The sequence below is a fragment of the Klebsiella sp. JN_Kp126 genome (assembly GCF_033843325.1).
Classification (GTDB): Bacteria; Pseudomonadota; Gammaproteobacteria; order Enterobacterales; family Enterobacteriaceae; genus Klebsiella; species Klebsiella michiganensis.
On record NZ_JAWXQV010000040.1, the window covers coordinates 150899 to 168006 of the forward strand.

Here is a 17108-nt window from a genome sequence, read left to right on the forward strand (position 1 = left end):
ATTACTCACCTTGTTGCCAGGAAAAAACAAACGGCAGATCGGGAAGGGTGGTGAAATGACGGACAATGTAGTGCCAGCTATCGTCAGGGTTGAGGTCGCTGAAGGTCTGGGGATAGATATCCTTCGCCAGATACGCCATACCGACGATATTCCACGGATGGTTGTAGAAGTGGTGGTAAATGCCGTAAGCGCGTTTTGCTTCAATCGTCGGGATGTTGCTCACGCCGGTGCGCGACAGCAGCCGCTCCGCCTGACGATTGACCTCCTGGGGATCGGCCTGTAAACCGAGCGGCAGCACCTGGCTATTCCCGCGTTTTGAACCGGTCATAATATAGGCATCCGGCTTCATGCTAATCACTTTTTCCAGCGACACAAAGCCGGAAGCGCCCGGCAGCAGCTGCGAGCCGATATTGTTCGCGCCGACGGCTTCGACCAGACCGCCCCAGCCGTTGTGGCCGTGGGTAAAGCAGCAGGCATCGCTATTACCCGCCAGCGCCTCGACAAAAACGTTAGCCTTCGGCGTGATGTTCGCGGTTTTCTGGCGGATGGCGTCCAGCTGCTGACGGTAATAGTCGGTATAGGCTTTGGCGTTTTCTTCACGGTTAAGGACTTTCCCCAGCAGATCGATACTCGGGGCGGTGTCTTTGCCGGGGTTGATTTCATAATCGACGAACAGCACGGGAATATTCAGCGCGCTGAGCTTGCTGATGACACCGCTCTCCTCCAGCGCGGGCTTCGCGCGAAGCTGGGCGATCATCAGGTCCGGCTGGCGGGAAATGACGCTCTCAAGGTCAACGTTGCCCTTATCGCTAAAGCCCATATCGAGGATCTGAGCGGATTGCGGCCACTTCTCTTGCAGCATTTTCCAGGTATTGATGTCCTGTTTTCTGGCCAGGTTATTCCATGCCACGACGCGCCTGAAGGGGTTGTCGCGGTCGAGCAGGGCCATGGCCATAATATCGCGACCATCCTGCAGGATAATGCGCTGTGGCTCATGCTGGAGCGTAATCGCGCGGCCGTCGAGATCGGTGACGGTGAGCGGATATTGCGCGGCAAAGCTACAGAGAGGAGTGGAAATCAGGGCAGTAAGGATGAACGAACCTACTGATTTTCTTGCCATAATATGCGTTCCGTTTGCTAATTTATAAATATAATGATTCTGAGAATTATTCTCGTGTAAACATAAACGGCAAGTATATCAACGGCAAATGACTTAAAATGTAACAAATTTGTTGGAATTTATTCGCGCATTCAGAAGCGGGACGCGGCAGACCAAAAGTCGATAGAAAAGTCCGAAATCAGTTTTAAGAACAATCCCTAAAGCCAGGCGGTAAAATCTTGTGCCATGCTAAATGCGACTCATAACATTAAGTTCGTTAGCGAGAGAGGACATTATGAAAAAAGCAATGATTGCGTTATCTGCGATTCTGGTAGCAGCTCCTGTTTTTGCTGCAACAACGACACACGCAACCGACGATACCGTCGCGGCGGCCCATGAAGGGGCGAACACCGCGAAAGAAAAACTGCACGAGGCCCAGCACCAGGGTGAAGAGCAGCAGCTGAAAGCCAAACACGCGGCAGAAGGCAAAAGCGACAGCGTAGGCAGCGAAGTCAGCGAAGGCGCGCAGAAAACCTGGAATAAGACCAAAGAAGGGACTGAGAAGGGCTGGAACGCGACCAAAGAAGGCACCGAAAAAGGCTGGAATAAGACCAAAGAGGTCAGCAAAGAAGGCTGGGATAAAACCAAGCAGGGTGCCGAAGAGCTAAAAACCAAAGTCACTGAGTAATCTCTGGCTATTTTCTAAAAAAGGTCGCGAAAGCGGCCTTTTTTGTTATTTGGTGCGCTTTGTTCAGCGTCGGGATAATATTTTAAAAACGTTATCATGCTCTCTCCCTGGATTTTTAGCCGCACTGCGGCGGCGAATTTATAAGTCCCCGGGAGCACCGGTCGCCAGGTGAACGGGGGAATGCATCCAGCCAGGACATGCGCCTTAAAAGATGAAAGGTATAAGCCAGGAATTGTCCTGGTTATATTGTTACTCACTATTCCTCCACATTTTCCCGGTACAAAGGAAATATATCAGGAGGTGTATTATGAAAAAGATTCTTTCACTGGCGATTATTCTATCTTGTGCTTTGACTTCCGTCTCCTGGGCGGATGGTCCTGGCGGCAACAACCGCGGTCAGCAGCAGGTCTGGCAGCAAGACGCCGGCCGCGGTGGCCCGGACGGCAACCGTCAGCAGGGGCCGGGCAAGGGGCCGCAGGCCAACAATCATCAGGGTAACGACGATAACCGTGGCCCGTCGCGCGGTGACAAGGGGCCGCAGGGCAATCCTCATCAGGAGCGCCATGAGCGGGACCATTTCGCGTGGAACGGCCATGATTTTCGCAAAGGTCAGCCGGCTCCGGAACATTATCGCGGCAATGATTACCGGATAAACGACTGGAACGATCGCGGATTACCGGCACCGCCGCACGGACAACACTGGTCCTATATTGACGGTAACTATGTGCTGATTGCCGCCGCGACCGGGATTATTACGTCGATCCTGATTAACGGCGCGCTGAGCCACTAACCTTTTCTGCTTTAACCTCGCAACCGCCTCCTCCGGAGGCGGTGCTGTGCACCTGTTCGCGCTACCGATTTCCGCGTCTGCGGGACGGTAGTCCGGCCAGCCTGGCGCTATCGGGCGATGCCCACCTGCCCCTGTTCTCACATCAAATCCGCTTAAAAACCGCAAAGTTGAAAATATCATCCTTGCGCCTCTTCTTTGATGTTTTATCTGCTTATTTAGGCTTTATAAATGAGTATTGTGCTTCATGATTAATAAAAGGCAGAGAATGTAAGACGTTTCCTGGTTCAGGTGATAGTAAAACTCGTCCGCTTCGCCGTTAAATCGCTATGAATAAATCAGATGAAAACCCCGCGCGGAATAAGAAATCCTGCTTGCAATAAACCCTTAGCACGTTAAGTTATTAAAGCTTAGCACCTGATTCTATATCCCGGAGACCGGCATGACCGACTGTGTAATTCCTGAAATTAAAGCCACCGAAGATGAAATGATTGCGATCCGTCATTATTTGCACGCCCATCCGGAATTAAGCCTGGAAGAGTTTAATACCAGCGAGCTGGTGGCCGGAAAACTGACCGAGTGGGGCTATACGGTGACCCGCGGACTGGCGAAAACCGGGGTGGTAGGAACGTTAAGCAAGGGCGATTCGCCGCGCACTATCGGCCTGCGCGCCGACATGGACGCGCTGCCGATTTTCGAAGCGACCGATCTCCCCTGGGCCAGCACCGTGGCCGGAAAAATGCACGCCTGCGGCCACGACGGCCACACCACCATTCTGCTGGCGGCGGCGAAATATATCGCCTCGCCGGCCTGCCAGTTCAACGGCACGGTACACCTGATTTTCCAGCCCGCGGAAGAAGCGATCGGCGGCGCGGATTTAATGATCAAAGACGGCCTGTTTGAGCGCTTTCCCTGCGAGCGCATCTTCGGCCTGCATAATATGCCGGGCCTGCCGGTGGGGAAAATCGGCTTTTACGCCGGGAATTTTATGGCCTCGGCGGATACGGTAAAAATCACCATTACCGGCTACGGCGGCCACGGCGCGCATCCCGAGCGCACCGTCGATCCCATTGTTACCGGCGCGGCGCTGGTGATGAATCTGCAAAGCATCGTTGCGCGTAACGTACCGCCGGGCGAAACCGCGGTGGTGAGCGTCGGCACCTTCCAGGCGGGTATCGCCTCCAACGTCATCCCTGAGAACGTGGTGATGGAGCTGAGCGTGCGGGCGATGAAGCCGGAAATTCGCGACCTGCTGATTAAGCGGATCAAGGAGCTCGCTGATTTTACCGCCAAAAGCTACGGCGCCAGCAGCGAGGTAGCGGTTTTTGACTCCTATCCGGTACTGACCAACAGCGTCGAAGAGACCGAATTCGCCAAAGCGCTGGCGCTGGACGTCTTTGGCGAGGAGGGCGTGCTGGAATCCATTTCGCCGATGAACGCCAGCGAAGATTTCGCCTTTATGCTCCAGCAGCGCCCCGGCTGCCACTTCCTGCTGGGCAATGGCGAGAAAGGCGGGAAGGGCAGCTGTATGGTGCACAACCCCGGCTATGACTTTAATGATGACATTATTTCTACCGGCGCGACGCTGTTCGCCCGGTTAGTTGAAACACACTGCCGTTGATCTCTGGAGTCCGTAAATAATGAAAAAATCACTTCTGCTGTGGGTCGCGCTGATGGCCTCAACTTCAGCCCTGGCCGCAGAAAATAAGGAAATTCGCTTTGGCGTCGATCCGACTTTCGCGCCGTTTGAATGGAAAGATCCGCAGGGTAAGCTGGCGGGTTTTGATATTGACCTCGGCAACGCGATTTGCGCCCAGCTGCAGGCGAAGTGCGTGTGGGTGGAAAGCAACTTCGACGGCATTATTCCGGCGCTGAAGGCGCGTAAGTTCGACGCGATCCTCTCCGGCATGTATATGACCGAGAAGCGTAAAGAGCAGATCGGCTTTAGCGACAAGCTGTACAACGGCCCGGTGTTCCTCGTGGCGCGTAAAAACACCCTGGCCGGGAATACCGTCGAGCAGCTGAAGGGCAAAACCATCGGCGTAGAGCAGGGCTCGGCGCAGGAGACTTACGTTAACCAGCACTGGCGCACGGCGGGGATCAATATCGTCGCCTATCAGGGGGCGGATCGCGTGGTTCAGGATCTGGAGTCCGGGCGTATTGACGGCGCGGTGCTTTCCGGGATGATGGCCGACTACAGCTTCCTGCAGCAGCCGCAGGGTAAAGATTTTGCCTTCGTTGGCGGCCACCTGAAGGACGACAAGCTGTTCGGCGCCGGCGCGGCGATTGGCCTGCGCAAAGAGGACGATGCTCTGCGCCAGGAGATAAACGGCGCGATTGCCACTATTCTCGCCGACGGCACCTATAAAAAGTTAGCCGGGAAATATTTTAGCTTTGACGTCTATTCCGGGACATAATGTTGTTATGCATTCAGCGGGCACGGATAGCCCGCTTCAAGCTTCCTTTTCTTACTATCCCGTAATTGTCCTTTTCTGGCCCTCACGGCGTTCCGAAGGATACTGAATATAAGCGATAAGGAGTGAACGGCATGATGACACGTCCCTTGGGCAAAACCGGATTTTCCATCGCCCCGCTGGTGTTTGGCGGTAACGTTTTTGGCTGGACCATCGATGAAAAAACCAGTTTTGCCATTCTTGATGCGTTTATAGACCACGGCTTCGATGCTATCGACACGGCGGATGTTTACTCCCGCTGGGCGGATGGCAACCAGGGCGGCGAGTCTGAAACCATTATCGGCCGCTGGCTACAGGCGCGGCCAGGCATGCGCGATAAGGTAAAACTCTTCACCAAAGTGGGTTCCGATTTAGGCCTTCCCGGTCATAAAGGGTTGAAAAAAGCCTGGATCCAGCAGGCGGTGGACGACTCCCTGCGACGCCTGAATACCGATTATATTGACCTCTATTTCGCCCACTGGCCGGACCCGGAAACGCCGGTCGCCGAAACCCTCGACGCCTTCCATGCCCTACAGCAGGCGGGGAAAATCCGCGCCATGGGCGCCTCGAACCTCGATGCGCAGCAGCTTTCAGGCGCGCTGGAGGTGTCGCGTAAAAGCGGCCTGCCGGCCTGGCAGGTGCTGCAGCCGGAATACAATCTTTATCATCGCTCGGCTTTTGAGGGCGCGCTCTGCGACCTGTGCATCAGCCGCGATATCGGCGTGGTGACCTACTACAGCCTGGCGTCCGGCTTCCTGACCGGCAAATACCGCCAGCAGTCCGACCTGGCGCAAAGCCAGCGCGGGGGAGGCATCGGCAAATATCTCAATCCTCGCGGGCTGCGTATTGTCGATACCCTGGTTGAAGTGGCGGAGCAAAGCGGCGCTAAACCTGCCGAAGTCGCGCTGGCCTGGCTGATGAGCCGCGACGGCGTGACGGCGCCCATCGCCAGCGCCACCAGCCTCGCTCAGGTGGAGAGCTTTGCTCGCGCCGCCGCGCTGAGCCTGAGCGCCGGGCAGCTGGCGCGTCTGGATACCGCCAGCGCGTAGTGATTGAGGCCGGAGCCTGTCGGGTTCCGGCCTTTTGTCTCTCCGCGTTTTGCTGCGCTCGCTTCCTCACCTTCCGCCCAAACCTCTGCGGCGAATCCCTTTCAGCGAAAAATGAAACGTTTTTCCAGACGGCAAAAGCCAGGCTTGATTACGATAAGATAATGAGTATAGTTCTCATTCTTCTTCTTGTTTGCGGTTTTATCAGGAGATAACCTGCGTACGTCGCGGGCTCACAGGGAAACGGCGAAGGCACTGGATGGGGCTCACAGGCGCAAGACCGGAAACGCGAATTTCGGCGGCGGAGTCACTATCGGATCGTTGATTTTGTTCAGGACTGATCTTATGAAACGCACTCTCCCGGCGCTGGCCGTCTCTGCCAACTTAAGCGGCTGCGCCGCACCGGCTTTCCCGCTGCGGAAAACGCTGCTGGCGTTAACCATTGGCGCAATCTCCCATTCGGCAACGGCGGCGGAAAACGTCGCCGAACGCCAGAAAAGCGAAGAAACGATGGTCGTTCAGGCCGCATCCGCCAGCGATTTTAAAGCCGGCGGCGATTTGATAGTGCCCGCCTATCTCGATGGTCAGATAGCCAACGGCGGCCGTCTCGGGATGCTCGGCGAACAAAACGCGATGGACGTTCCGTTTAGCATCATCGGCTATACCTCGAAGCTTATCGAGGATCAGCAGGCGAAAACCATCGCCGATGTGGTCAGCAACGATGCCGGGGTTCAGCCGGTGCAGGGCTACGGTAACTACGCCGAGACCTACCGCATTCGCGGCCTTAAATTTGACGGCGATGATATGACCCTGAGCGGGCTGGCGGGCGTGGTGCCGCGTCAGGTGGTGGATACCGCCATGCTTGAGCTGGTCGAAATTTTTAAAGGCGCCAACGCTCTGCTTAACGGTGCGGCCAGCTCCGGCGTCGGCGGGATGATCAACCTGGAGCCTAAGCGCGCGGAAGATACCCCGACCGCCCGCGTGGGCGTCGACTATACCTCGGATTCTCAGGTCGGCGGCACGCTGGATTTGGGCCGCCGCTTTGGCGACGACAACCAGTTCGGCGCGCGGGTGAATCTGGTGCACCGCGAAGGCGAGGCGGCGGTGGAGAGTGATAAGCGCAGAACCACGCTGGCCTCCATAGGGCTCGATTATCGCGGCGAACGGATGCGCAGCTCGTTTGACTTTGGCTATCAGAAAAAAACCTTCCACGGTAGCCCGATGGGCATCAACATTTCGGGCGTCGATTTTATTCCGCGCCTGCCGGATAACACCCACAACTACACGCAAAAATGGGCTTACAGCGATATCGAAAATGAGTTCGGTATGCTGAGAATGGAATACGACATTGTCGATAAATGGACCGCCTATGCCGCTCTGGGGGCGCAGCATGCCCATGAAATCGGTCTCTATAGTGCCTCGAAGCTGATTGACCGGGCGGGCAACGCCACGGCGGGGCGCCTGGACACCAACCGCTATATGGATACCGCCAGCGGCATGGCCGGGATACGCGGCGAATTCGCCACCGGTTTTGTGTCGCACAAGGTCAACGTCGGCTATTCGGCGAAAACCCAGAACGACAAAACCGCGTGGCGGATGTCGAAGGCGGCGGATAATCCGCTGGTGAATATCTACGATACCCGTCCGGTTGCGCCCCCGGCGAACGCATCATTCGGCGGCGACTATGGCGATCCGCTCACCAGCGGCCGCACCCGTTCCCAGGGCTGGCTGCTGAGCGACACCCTCGGCGTGCTGGACGATACGCTGCTGTTCACCGTCGGCGCCCGTCATCAAAAAGTGGTGGTGCGCAACTACGATAAAGTCACCGGCCTGCAAAGCGATGCGTATGACGACAGCCGCTGGATGCCGACCTATGGCGTGGTCTATAAGCCGTGGCAGGTTCTCTCTTTATACGCTAACCATACCGAAGCCCTGCAGCCGGGCAGCAATGCGCCAACCTCCGCCGCTAACTATGGGGAAAGCGTCGGAATTATTCACTCAAAACAAAACGAAGTCGGGATGAAGGCGGATTTTGGCCGCATTGGCGGCTCGCTGGCGCTGTTTGAAATTAAAATGCCTTCCGCCTTCCTGGATAGCCAGAAACGCTATGGCCTCAACGGCGAGCAGCGCAATCGCGGCGTGGAATTTAACGTTTTCGGCGAACCGCTGTACGGCCTGCGCCTTAACGCCAGCGCGACCTGGCTGAAAGCCGAACTGTCGAAAACCAAGGATGGCGTCAATGATGGTAAAACAGCCATCGGCGTACCGGGCTTCTACGCGGTGCTTGGCGCAGAGTATGACATCAAACCTATCGACGGCCTGACCGCCACCGCACGCCTCAATCACTCGGGTTCGCAGTATGCCGACCAGGCGAACAGCAAGAAGATTGATAGCTTCACGACCCTGGATCTCGGCGTGCGCTATCGTCTGGCGCTTAACGAGAACCAGAATCAGATGACGGTACGCGCGGGCGTCGATAACGTGACGGATGAGAACTACTGGTCCGGCGCGGACGACAGCGGAACCTATCTGTTCCGCGGCGAACCGCGCACGTTCAAGGTTTCGGTCGGCTACGAATTTTAAGGCAAAACCGCAGGAGCGGGCAGGGCGGCTCGTTTCCTGCGGGTTGCGACCGGCCCGGCTTAGTGTTAAAAGGTGCCCCTTCATATAAACACACAGGGGATCGACGTGAAAGACGCGTCAACGTCGTCGGATGCCGTAGAGGAAAGCGGCCCGACGCTTCATCGCGGTTTACAGAACCGACATATTCAACTTATCGCCCTTGGCGGCGCCATCGGTACCGGCCTGTTTCTCGGCATCGGGCCGGCGATTCAAATGGCGGGACCGGCCGTACTGCTCGGCTATGCCGTCGCCGGGATCGTCGCCTTTCTGATCATGCGCCAGCTGGGCGAAATGGTCGTCGAAGAACCGGTTTCAGGCTCCTTTGCCCACTTTGCTTATAAATACTGGGGCCCGTTCGCCGGTTTTCTTTCCGGCTGGAACTACTGGGTGATGTTCGTGCTGGTCGGGATGGCGGAGCTGACCGCCGCCGGGATATATATGCAGTACTGGCTGCCGGATGTGCCGACGTGGATCTGGGCCGCCGCGTTCTTCATCATTATCAACGCCGTAAACCTGGTGAACGTGCGCCTGTACGGCGAAGCGGAGTTCTGGTTCGCGCTGATTAAGGTGCTGGCGATTATCGGCATGATCGGCTTTGGCCTGTGGATGCTGTTCGGCGGACACGGCGGCAGCAAGGCGGGAATCGATAACCTGTGGAAACACGGCGGTTTCTTCGCCACCGGCTGGCACGGCCTGATCGTGTCGCTGGCGGTGATCATGTTCTCCTTCGGCGGACTGGAGCTTATCGGCATTACCGCCGCGGAAGCGCAGAACCCGGAAAAGAGCATCCCGAAAGCGGTTAACCAGGTGGTATACCGTATTCTGCTGTTTTATATCGGTTCGCTGGTGGTTCTGCTGGCGCTCTATCCGTGGGTGGAAATCAAATCCGACAGCAGCCCGTTCGTGATGATCTTTCATAATCTCGACAGCAACGTGGTGGCTTCCGCGCTGAACTTCGTGATTCTGGTAGCGTCGCTGTCGGTTTATAACAGCGGCGTTTACTCAAATAGCCGGATGCTGTTCGGTCTGTCGGTGCAGGGCAATGCGCCGAAGTTTCTCGCCCGCGTCAGCAAGCGCGGCGTGCCGGTTAACTCCCTGCTGCTCTCGGGGATTATCACCTCGCTGGTGGTGCTGCTTAACTATCTGCTGCCGCAGAAAGCCCTCGGCCTGCTGATGGCGCTGGTGGTAGCAACGCTGCTGCTGAACTGGATTATGATCTGCCTGGCGCACCTCAAGTTTCGCGCCGCCCAGCGGCGCAAGGGGCGCGAGTCGAAGTTTAAAGCGCTGCTGTCGCCCGCCGGAAACTATATCTGTATCGCCTTTCTGGGGCTGATCCTGGTGCTGATGTGCACCATTGACGGGATGCGCCTGTCGGCGATTCTGCTGCCGGTGTGGATCCTGTTCCTGTTTGTGGCCTTTAAAACCCTGCGCCGTCCGGCGTAGCACGATCGCCCCGTCGTCCGGCGGGGCATTATCTCTTTTTATTGTGATCTTCTTCGCGCTTAGCGTATTTTGCCCGCGATCTTCTTTTTGTAATCGATTACTTTTTATTTGAGCGTATTTGTAATCGATTACTTTTTGAGGGCGGTCGAAATGGTCACAACAACCGAAGGTCGTGAAAGTCCCCGCGTAGCCCACCGTTTTCTGGTGCCGCGGCTGTCGTTAATGATGTTTATGCAGTTCTTTATCTGGGGTAGCTGGTCGGTGACGCTGGGGCTGGTGATGACCCGCTACGAGATGTCGCTGCTGATCGGCGATGCTTTCTCCGCCGGGCCGATTGCCTCTATTCTCTCGCCATTTGTGCTGGGAATGCTGGTCGATCGCTTTTTCGCTTCGCAGAAGGTGATGGCGGTGATGCATCTGGCCGGAGCGGTTATTTTGTGGTTTGTCCCGCAGGCGCTGGTGGCGCAAAACGGCGCGCTGCTGATTGGCCTGCTGTTCGGCTACACCCTGTGCTATATGCCGACGCTGGCGCTGACCAACAACATCGCTTTCCACAGCCTGGCGAACGTCGATAAAACCTTTCCGGTGGTGCGCGTCTTCGGCACCATCGGCTGGATTATCGCCGGTATCTTCATCGGCGTCACCGGTATCTCCGATACCACCGGCATTTTTACCCTGGCGGCGCTCTGCTCGGCGGCGTTGGCCGTTTATAGCCTGACGCTACCGCACACGCCGGCGCCGGCGAAAGGGACGCCGGTCCAGTTTCGCGATCTGCTGTGCGCCGACGCTTTCGCGCTGCTTAAAACGCGCCACTTCCTGATTTTCTCCCTCTGCGCGACGCTGATTTCGATTCCGCTGGGGACCTACTACGCCTATACCGCCTCTTATCTGGCGGATGCCGGCATCGCGGACGTCAGCACCGCGATGTCGTTCGGTCAGATGTCAGAAATTTTCTTTATGCTGGTGATCCCGCTGCTGTTCCGCCGCCTCGGGGTGAAATACATGCTGCTGATCGGCATGGCGGCGTGGTTCGTGCGCTACGCCTTCTTTGCGCTGGGGGTCAGCGAAGAGGGGCGCTTCCTGCTCTATCTCGGCATCCTGCTGCACGGCGTGTGCTATGACTTTTTCTTTGTTGTCGGCTTTATCTATACCGACCGCGTGGCCGGTGAAAAAGTGAAGGGCCAGGCGCAAAGCATGATCGTGATGTTCACCTACGGTATCGGCATGCTGCTGGGGTCGCAGATCTCCGGCGCGCTGTACAACCATCTGGTGGCAGGCCAGAGCGTACCGCAGGCGTGGGTGACCTTCTGGTGGATCCCGGCGGTGGCCGCTGCGGTTATCGCGCTGATTTTCCTTTTCTCTTTCCAGTACAACGAGAAAGAGCAGCGTTAATTTTTCAGGAGGTGGTATGAAAACAATCAAAGGACCGGGCATTTTCCTGGCGCAGTTTATCGGCGCGCAGGCGCCGTTTAATACCCTGGAGGGCCTGGCGCAGTGGGCCGCCGGTTTGGGCTATCAGGCACTGCAGATCCCCTGTAACCATCCGGCGATTTTCGACGTTGAACGCGCCGCCGCGAGCCAGACCTACTGCGATGAGGTGAGCGGCATCCTGGCGGAACAGGGCCTGGCGATCGGCGAGCTGTCCACCCATCTTGAGGGGCAGCTGGTGGCCGTTCATCCGGCTTATGATACGGCCTTTGACGCGTTTGCGCCCGCCGCGCTGCGCGGTAACCCGCAGGCGCGCCAGCAGTGGGCGGTAGAAAAAGTACGCCAGGCGGCGGTGGCCTCGGCGCGTCTGGGGCTGAAGGCGCATGCCACCTTTTCCGGGGCGCTGGCGTGGCCTTATTTTTATCCGTGGCCGCCGCATAATCAGCCACTTCTCGATGAGGCCTTCGATGAACTGGCCCGGCGCTGGCGACCGCTGCTGGACGTTTTTGACGAACAGGGCGTGGATGTCTGCTACGAAATCCATCCCGGCGAAGACCTGCATGACGGCGTGACCTTCGAGCGTTTCTTGCAGCGGGTCGATAACCATCCGCGCTGCAATATGCTCTATGACCCCAGCCACCTTCATCTTCAGCAGATGGACTACCTGGCGTATATCGATATCTATCATTCGCGAATCAAAGCCTTTCACGTCAAAGATGCCGAATTCCGCCGCGACGGGCGCAGCGGGGTCTACGGCGGCTATCAGAACTGGCAGCAGCGGGCGGGGCGTTTTCGTTCGCTGGGCGATGGGCAGATCGATTTCAAAACGATTTTCAGCAAGCTCACCGAGTATGATTTTGACGGCTGGGCGGTGCTGGAGTGGGAGTGCTGCCTGAAGGACGCGGAGGTCGGCGCGCGCGAAGGCAGCGAGTTTATCCGCCGCCATATCATCCCGGTCTCCGGGCGGGCGTTTGATGATTTCGCCACAGGCAAGGAGGGGGAATAATGATTCAGGTCGGCATTATTGGCTCCGGATTTATCGGGCCGGCGCATCTGGAAGCGCTGCGCCGGGTGGGCGACATCGAGGTGGTGGCGCTGTGCGACGGTTCGCTGGAGATGGCGCAGCAGAAGGCGCGCCAGCTCAACGTGGCGCACGCCTACGGTAGCGTTGAGGCGCTGCTGGCGCATCCCGGATTGCAGGTGGTGCATAACTGTACGCCGAACCATCTGCATGCGCGGATTAACCGACAGATCCTCTCCGCCGGACTGCACGTCTTTTCGGAAAAACCGCTCTGCATGACCGCGGAGGAGGCCCGTGAGCTGGTGGCGCTGGCGGAAAGCGCCGGGGTGATTCATGGCGTCAGCTTTGTTTATCGCCAGTTTGCCATGGTGCAGCAGGCGGCGGCGATGATGCGCAACGGCGATGTCGGGAGGCTGTTTGCGGTGCACGGCAGCTATTTGCAGGACTGGATGCTGCTGGAGACCGACTATAACTGGCGGGTGGATTCGGCGCAGGGCGGGGCCTCGCGGGCGATGGCCGACATTGGTTCCCACTGGTGCGATACGGTGCAGTTTATGACCGGCCGACGCATTGTGGAGGTGATGGCGGATCTCTCCATCGTCTGGCCGACGCGCCAGGCGCCCGTGGCCGGCGACGCGACGTTCAGCCAGCATCGCGATGATATCGCGTATGAAGCGCGGCCCGTCGATACCGAAGATTTGGGGTCGGTCCTGTTTCGCTTCGACGATGGCAGCAAGGGGAGCTTTATCGTTTCGCAGGTCAGCGCCGGGAGAAAAAACGGCCTGACGGTGGAGATCGGCGGCAGCCGCTGTTCGCTGGCCTGGGATCAGGAAGTGCCGCAGCGGCTGTGGATTGGCCATCGCCAGGGGCCAAACCAGCTGCTGAGCGACGATCCGAGCCTGATGCTCGGCGAGGCCGCCGCCAGCGCCCACTTCCCCGGCGGGCATAATGAAGGCTGGCCCGATGCGTTTAAAAATATGATGCTGAGCTTTTATCAGGCGGTGCGCGCCGGTGAGATGCCGCCGGCATCGTCACGGCGTTTCGCTTCGTTCTACGAGGGGGCGGACGTGATGTACATCATTGCGGCGATAGTGAAAAGCCATCAGCAGCAGCGCTGGGTGAAGGTGGAAAGGTAAGCCGAAGGCGCGGTGCGCATTTCGCGCACCCGCTGGGTTATTTCACGCCAAAATAGCCGTCGAGATACGTTCCGGCCAGTTCATTACCGAACAGCACGGCGTCTTTATTTTCCATTTCGTTATCCCATTTATCGCTGACGTTACCGGTAAATGCGTGCTGGGTTTTTGTGCCCTCTGCCACCTGCTGCCTGATTGCGTCGGCGGTACGGCGGGCGTCGCTTTCGCTCATCCCCGACTTTCTGTCCTGCTGGCCGCGGGCATAGATGTCGGTAAAGTTCGGCAGATTTAAGCGGTAGTTTTCCTGACGGTTACTAACGAAGTTACCGCCGACGAAATCGCTGCGGTGTGAGACAAAATAGTAAGCGTGGCGTTCCGGGGAAGATTTTGAGGAGGTACAGCCGGAAAGGGCGGCAAGCGAACAGCCGAGCGCGATAAGCGCTATTTTTAGTTTCATTGATATCATCATCCATAATTATTAGAACAGGTACACCGATCATTCGGCTACAGAACAAAACGGCTAATTATGCCTGTACGGTAGCACCTGAAGACCCATGAATCCAAGGGTCTTCAGGCAGCATTTTTTAGATCTGCGCCAGCCCGCCATCAACGTAGATTTCAGCGGCGTTAATAAAGCTCGCGTCGTCAGAGGCCAGGAAAGCCACCGTTTTAGCCACTTCTTCCGGCTCGCCAATGCGGCCCAGCGGGACGTCGGCGGCCAGCATATCGAAGAGCCCCTGACGCTGCTCTTCCGTGACAAGTCCCCCCAGACCGGGCGTACGGACGGGCCCCGGGCTGACCACATTCACGCGGATACCGCGCGCCTTCAGGTCCAGCGCCCATGAGCGGGCCAGGTTACGCACGGCGGCCTTACTGGCGCTGTACACGCTGAAGTTCGCGGTGCCTTTCACCGCCGCCGTCGAGCCGGTAAGGATGATGGAAGCCCCCTGGGTCAACAGCGGCAAGGCCTTCTGGACGGTGAACAGCACGCCGCGCACGTTGGTAGCGAAAATGCGATCGAAGTGCTCTTCCGTTATGGCGCCCAGCGGCATCATATCGCCGCCGCCCGCATTGGCAAAAAGCACATCCACTCGCCCTGATTCGCTGGCAATGGTCGAAAACACCCTATCGAGGTCGCTTAATACCGAGGCATCGGCGCGGATCCCGCTGGCGGCGGGACCGATTAACGCGACCGCCGCGTCAAGCTCTTCCTGACGGCGACCGGTGATATAGACCGTCGCTCCCTGCGAGGCCAGCTCCCGGGCTGATGCCAGGCCGATGCCCGAGGTGCCGCCGGTGACTAACGCGATTTTTGCCGAAAGTTTTTTACTCATGGTGCACTTCCTTAACTAAAGTATGAATATGCCAATTGAGTCATCCACTTACCGTGACCACCTGGCGACTGAGTACGGGAGTCACTCTACCGTCAGCCACGGATGCAAAAAACGGAGTAATGTGAAAAACACTCTTCACTCCGGTGAATAATCAGCGGCTATTATCAGGAAAAATGAATAATGGATCGGTTTTCAGCCCTTAAAGTTTTTACGCGCGTTGTCGAAGCCAACAGTTTTACCCGGGCCGCAGACTCCCTGAATATGCCCAACGCCACCCTCAGTAAAGCCATTCAACAGCTTGAATCGCATCTGGGCGTGTGCCTGCTGCAGCGCACGACCCGACGCATTACCGTCACGCCGGAAGGGCGTGAATACTATGAAAAAGCGGTGCGGATTCTGAAAGAGCTGGACGAGATTGATGCCTCATTTCGCGCTTCCCGCAATAAGCCAAAGGGCCACCTGCGCGTCGCGGTAGGCGGCTCCACCGCTCGCGACGTGCTGATCCCGCTGCTGGCTGATTTTATGACGACCTATCCGGATATCCGCATCGATCTGGCGGTCGCTGACAGCCCCTCGGACCTTATCAGCGGCAATATCGACTGCGCGATTAGAGGAGGGCCGCTGGACGACTCGACGCTGATCGCACGCAAAATCGGCGAAGCAACGATTGTGACCTGCGCTACGCCGGGCTATTTCAGGCTTTATGGTGTTCCCGCGTATCCCGATGAGCTGAAGAACGGACATCGGTTGGTCAGCTATTTGTCTCCCGCCAGCGGAAGAGCCTTCCCGTTCCGCTTTCTGGATAACGGCATCAGTCAGGAGATCAAAACGGAACATCACCTTGGCGTAAATGAGAGCAACGCGCATATCGCGGCTGCGGAGGCTGGGCTGGGTATTGTGCAGACCTTCTCATATTCGTTGAGAAATGCGCTGGCGAACGGAACACTGGTGGAAATACTCAGCAAATGGCGCCCGGCCCCTTATCCCTTTCACGTGGTTTATGCGCAAAATCGCCACGTCACATCCCGGCTACGCGTATTTATCGACTGGCTGGCGGAAGCATTTCCGGCAGCGGTAAAAGGGGGCTAAATGAGAGGAACCAACATATAATGGCAGCCTGTGAAAAATATTCATCGTGTGATTATAAATTAAGTAACAATGAATATTACGCCCGCTTACAGTATGGGATATATTTTTCTATGTAATATGATATGGTTAAATTCAGTGGGTGTTTTATTAAAATATTTAATGAAATGTGTTAATGTTATTTTCCCTAAGGTCTGGAATTATAGATTAGTCTTTTTTTTCTTTGTTTACAGTAAATATAATAGCAGCAATTTTTTTTGTTTATAGTATGTTTGGTATTACGTATGTATCTTTTTTGAAAGTATTTTTTAGCCACTCAAGAGGTAAATGTAATGCCGGCAGGTAACCGTGAGATTAAATGTATGGCGTGTGGTTTAAACTGCCCTATTGAAGCGGAAGATAAAATGGAGCGATCCCTTTGCGGAGAGAGGAAGTTTTCTGTATGGCCGGATAAAAACTATTTTTTTAAGCGAGCGGTCAATGATTTGGTTTTTCGTGAACTCACCTGTTTTCTGCCTGAAGGAATGGTGGTGGTGGACTTCTCCCTCGACAATATCTTGTATTTTCTGCATGAGGGCTGGGCTGAAAAACTGCAGGAGACCGGTCTGAAGATTATTTTACTCGCGGATAAAAGCATGCTGCCCATGGCTAATTTTTGGATGCTGCGCTCCGGATTATTATGGTCGGTGGTGGAGGTCAACGATAGCTTGAGCAGCTTAATCAAGAAAATAAAACGCATCATGCTGGGGCGGAATCTTCGCTGTCGGCGCACCCCGTCGCTGACTGAGCATGAAATGAAGACGCTGCGCCTGCTGGCAGACGGGCATTCCAGTCAGGATATCGCCCGCATCATGGCGTGCGATACCCGCAGCGTCTACCGCTTTCAATACTCTTTATGCAAGAAGTTCGGCGGACTCAATCGCCTGCGCGAGCTGCGCTTCAGGCATACCATACCCGCTCTGGATTAG

The 17108-nt window shown here is 56.5% G+C and carries 14 protein-coding genes and 1 pseudogene; 12 read left to right on the top strand and 3 right to left on the bottom strand.

Annotated features, from left to right (window positions below):
• Nucleotide 1: 1 nt before the first annotated feature.
• A complete protein-coding gene (locus SIK97_RS01730) occupies nt 2–1120 on the bottom strand; it encodes an ABC transporter substrate-binding protein (RefSeq protein ID WP_009654147.1) in 1119 nt (372 codons plus the stop codon).
• A 274-nt stretch (nt 1121–1394) separates the two neighbouring features.
• On the opposite strand from SIK97_RS01730, the gene SIK97_RS01735 reads away from it, so the two are divergent.
• The 10 genes from SIK97_RS01735 to SIK97_RS01780 all read left to right on the top strand — a co-directional run bounded on the left by SIK97_RS01735 (nt 1395) and on the right by SIK97_RS01780 (nt 13723).
• The gene (locus tag SIK97_RS01735) at nt 1395–1787 is read left to right on the top strand and encodes a hypothetical protein (protein ID WP_004130158.1); all 393 of its coding nucleotides are present in this window, start codon (nt 1395–1397) and stop codon (nt 1785–1787) included.
• 307 nt (nt 1788–2094) lie between these two features.
• The gene (locus SIK97_RS01740) at nt 2095–2577 is read left to right on the top strand and encodes an RcnB family protein (protein ID WP_057173767.1); all 483 of its coding nucleotides are present in this window, start codon (nt 2095–2097) and stop codon (nt 2575–2577) included.
• Nucleotides 2578–3016: 439 nt separating this feature from the next.
• Nucleotides 3017–4195 carry a M20 aminoacylase family protein gene (locus SIK97_RS01745; RefSeq protein ID WP_057173768.1) on the top strand — a complete coding sequence of 393 codons (1179 nt, stop codon included), beginning with the start codon at nt 3017–3019 and terminating at the stop codon, nt 4193–4195.
• A 19-nt stretch (nt 4196–4214) separates the two neighbouring features.
• On the top strand, nt 4215–4991 hold the full coding sequence (locus tag SIK97_RS01750) for an ABC transporter substrate-binding protein (protein WP_004848539.1): 777 nt from the start codon (nt 4215–4217) through the stop codon (nt 4989–4991).
• A 131-nt stretch (nt 4992–5122) separates the two neighbouring features.
• Nucleotides 5123–6076: an aldo/keto reductase gene (locus SIK97_RS01755; RefSeq protein WP_014228266.1), complete on the top strand. Its 954-nt coding sequence runs from the start codon at nt 5123–5125 to the stop codon at nt 6074–6076.
• 342 nt (nt 6077–6418) lie between these two features.
• The gene (locus SIK97_RS01760; RefSeq protein ID WP_077270602.1) at nt 6419–8656 is read left to right on the top strand and encodes a TonB-dependent receptor; all 2238 of its coding nucleotides are present in this window, start codon (nt 6419–6421) and stop codon (nt 8654–8656) included.
• 105 nt (nt 8657–8761) lie between these two features.
• Nucleotides 8762–10138, top strand: a complete 1377-nt coding sequence (pheP, locus tag SIK97_RS01765; protein WP_032748549.1) for a phenylalanine transporter — start codon at nt 8762–8764, stop codon at nt 10136–10138.
• A 150-nt stretch (nt 10139–10288) separates the two neighbouring features.
• On the top strand, nt 10289–11530 hold the full coding sequence (locus SIK97_RS01770) for an MFS transporter (RefSeq protein WP_014228269.1): 1242 nt from the start codon (nt 10289–10291) through the stop codon (nt 11528–11530).
• A gap of 16 nt (nt 11531–11546) precedes the next feature.
• The gene (locus SIK97_RS01775; RefSeq protein ID WP_032748551.1) at nt 11547–12572 is read left to right on the top strand and encodes a sugar phosphate isomerase/epimerase family protein; all 1026 of its coding nucleotides are present in this window, start codon (nt 11547–11549) and stop codon (nt 12570–12572) included.
• Nucleotides 12572–13723 carry a Gfo/Idh/MocA family protein gene (locus SIK97_RS01780; RefSeq protein WP_032748554.1) on the top strand — a complete coding sequence of 384 codons (1152 nt, stop codon included), beginning with the start codon at nt 12572–12574 and terminating at the stop codon, nt 13721–13723. The genes SIK97_RS01775 and SIK97_RS01780 overlap by 1 nt, the downstream gene beginning before the upstream one ends.
• Before the next feature lie 37 nt (nt 13724–13760).
• Here SIK97_RS01780 and SIK97_RS01785 read toward each other — a convergent pair whose 3' ends face one another.
• Both SIK97_RS01785 and SIK97_RS01790 read right to left on the bottom strand, forming a co-directional pair.
• Nucleotides 13761–14177 (bottom strand): Exc2 family lipoprotein, encoded by a 417-nt coding sequence (locus tag SIK97_RS01785; protein ID WP_032748557.1) that lies wholly within the window; start codon nt 14175–14177, stop codon nt 13761–13763.
• 127 nt (nt 14178–14304) lie between these two features.
• The gene (locus tag SIK97_RS01790; protein WP_057173769.1) at nt 14305–15054 is read right to left on the bottom strand and encodes an SDR family NAD(P)-dependent oxidoreductase; all 750 of its coding nucleotides are present in this window, start codon (nt 15052–15054) and stop codon (nt 14305–14307) included.
• Nucleotides 15055–15234: 180 nt separating this feature from the next.
• On the opposite strand from SIK97_RS01790, the gene SIK97_RS01795 reads away from it, so the two are divergent.
• Both SIK97_RS01795 and SIK97_RS01800 read left to right on the top strand, forming a co-directional pair.
• Nucleotides 15235–16143, top strand: coding sequence for a LysR family transcriptional regulator (locus tag SIK97_RS01795; protein ID WP_032748562.1), 909 nt, complete (start codon nt 15235–15237; stop codon nt 16141–16143).
• A 265-nt stretch (nt 16144–16408) separates the two neighbouring features.
• Nucleotides 16409–17108: pseudogene (locus SIK97_RS01800) on the top strand (helix-turn-helix transcriptional regulator).

Bases quoted from the DNA above. Each gene is read 5' to 3' on its own strand.
- SIK97_RS01730 (WP_009654147.1), bottom strand. From the start codon at position 1,120: ATGGCAAGAAAATCAGTAGGTTCGTTCATCCTTACTGCCCTGATTTCC.
- SIK97_RS01735 (WP_004130158.1), top strand. From the start codon at position 1,395: ATGAAAAAAGCAATGATTGCGTTATCTGCGATTCTGGTAGCAGCTCCT.
- SIK97_RS01740 (WP_057173767.1), top strand. From the start codon at position 2,095: ATGAAAAAGATTCTTTCACTGGCGATTATTCTATCTTGTGCTTTGACT.
- SIK97_RS01745 (WP_057173768.1), top strand. From the start codon at position 3,017: ATGACCGACTGTGTAATTCCTGAAATTAAAGCCACCGAAGATGAAATG.
- SIK97_RS01750 (WP_004848539.1), top strand. From the start codon at position 4,215: ATGAAAAAATCACTTCTGCTGTGGGTCGCGCTGATGGCCTCAACTTCA.
- SIK97_RS01755 (WP_014228266.1), top strand. From the start codon at position 5,123: ATGATGACACGTCCCTTGGGCAAAACCGGATTTTCCATCGCCCCGCTG.
- SIK97_RS01760 (WP_077270602.1), top strand. From the start codon at position 6,419: ATGAAACGCACTCTCCCGGCGCTGGCCGTCTCTGCCAACTTAAGCGGC.
- SIK97_RS01770 (WP_014228269.1), top strand. From the start codon at position 10,289: ATGGTCACAACAACCGAAGGTCGTGAAAGTCCCCGCGTAGCCCACCGT.
- SIK97_RS01775 (WP_032748551.1), top strand. From the start codon at position 11,547: ATGAAAACAATCAAAGGACCGGGCATTTTCCTGGCGCAGTTTATCGGC.
- SIK97_RS01780 (WP_032748554.1), top strand. From the start codon at position 12,572: ATGATTCAGGTCGGCATTATTGGCTCCGGATTTATCGGGCCGGCGCAT.
- SIK97_RS01785 (WP_032748557.1), bottom strand. From the start codon at position 14,177: ATGAAACTAAAAATAGCGCTTATCGCGCTCGGCTGTTCGCTTGCCGCC.
- SIK97_RS01790 (WP_057173769.1), bottom strand. From the start codon at position 15,054: ATGAGTAAAAAACTTTCGGCAAAAATCGCGTTAGTCACCGGCGGCACC.
- SIK97_RS01795 (WP_032748562.1), top strand. From the start codon at position 15,235: ATGGATCGGTTTTCAGCCCTTAAAGTTTTTACGCGCGTTGTCGAAGCC.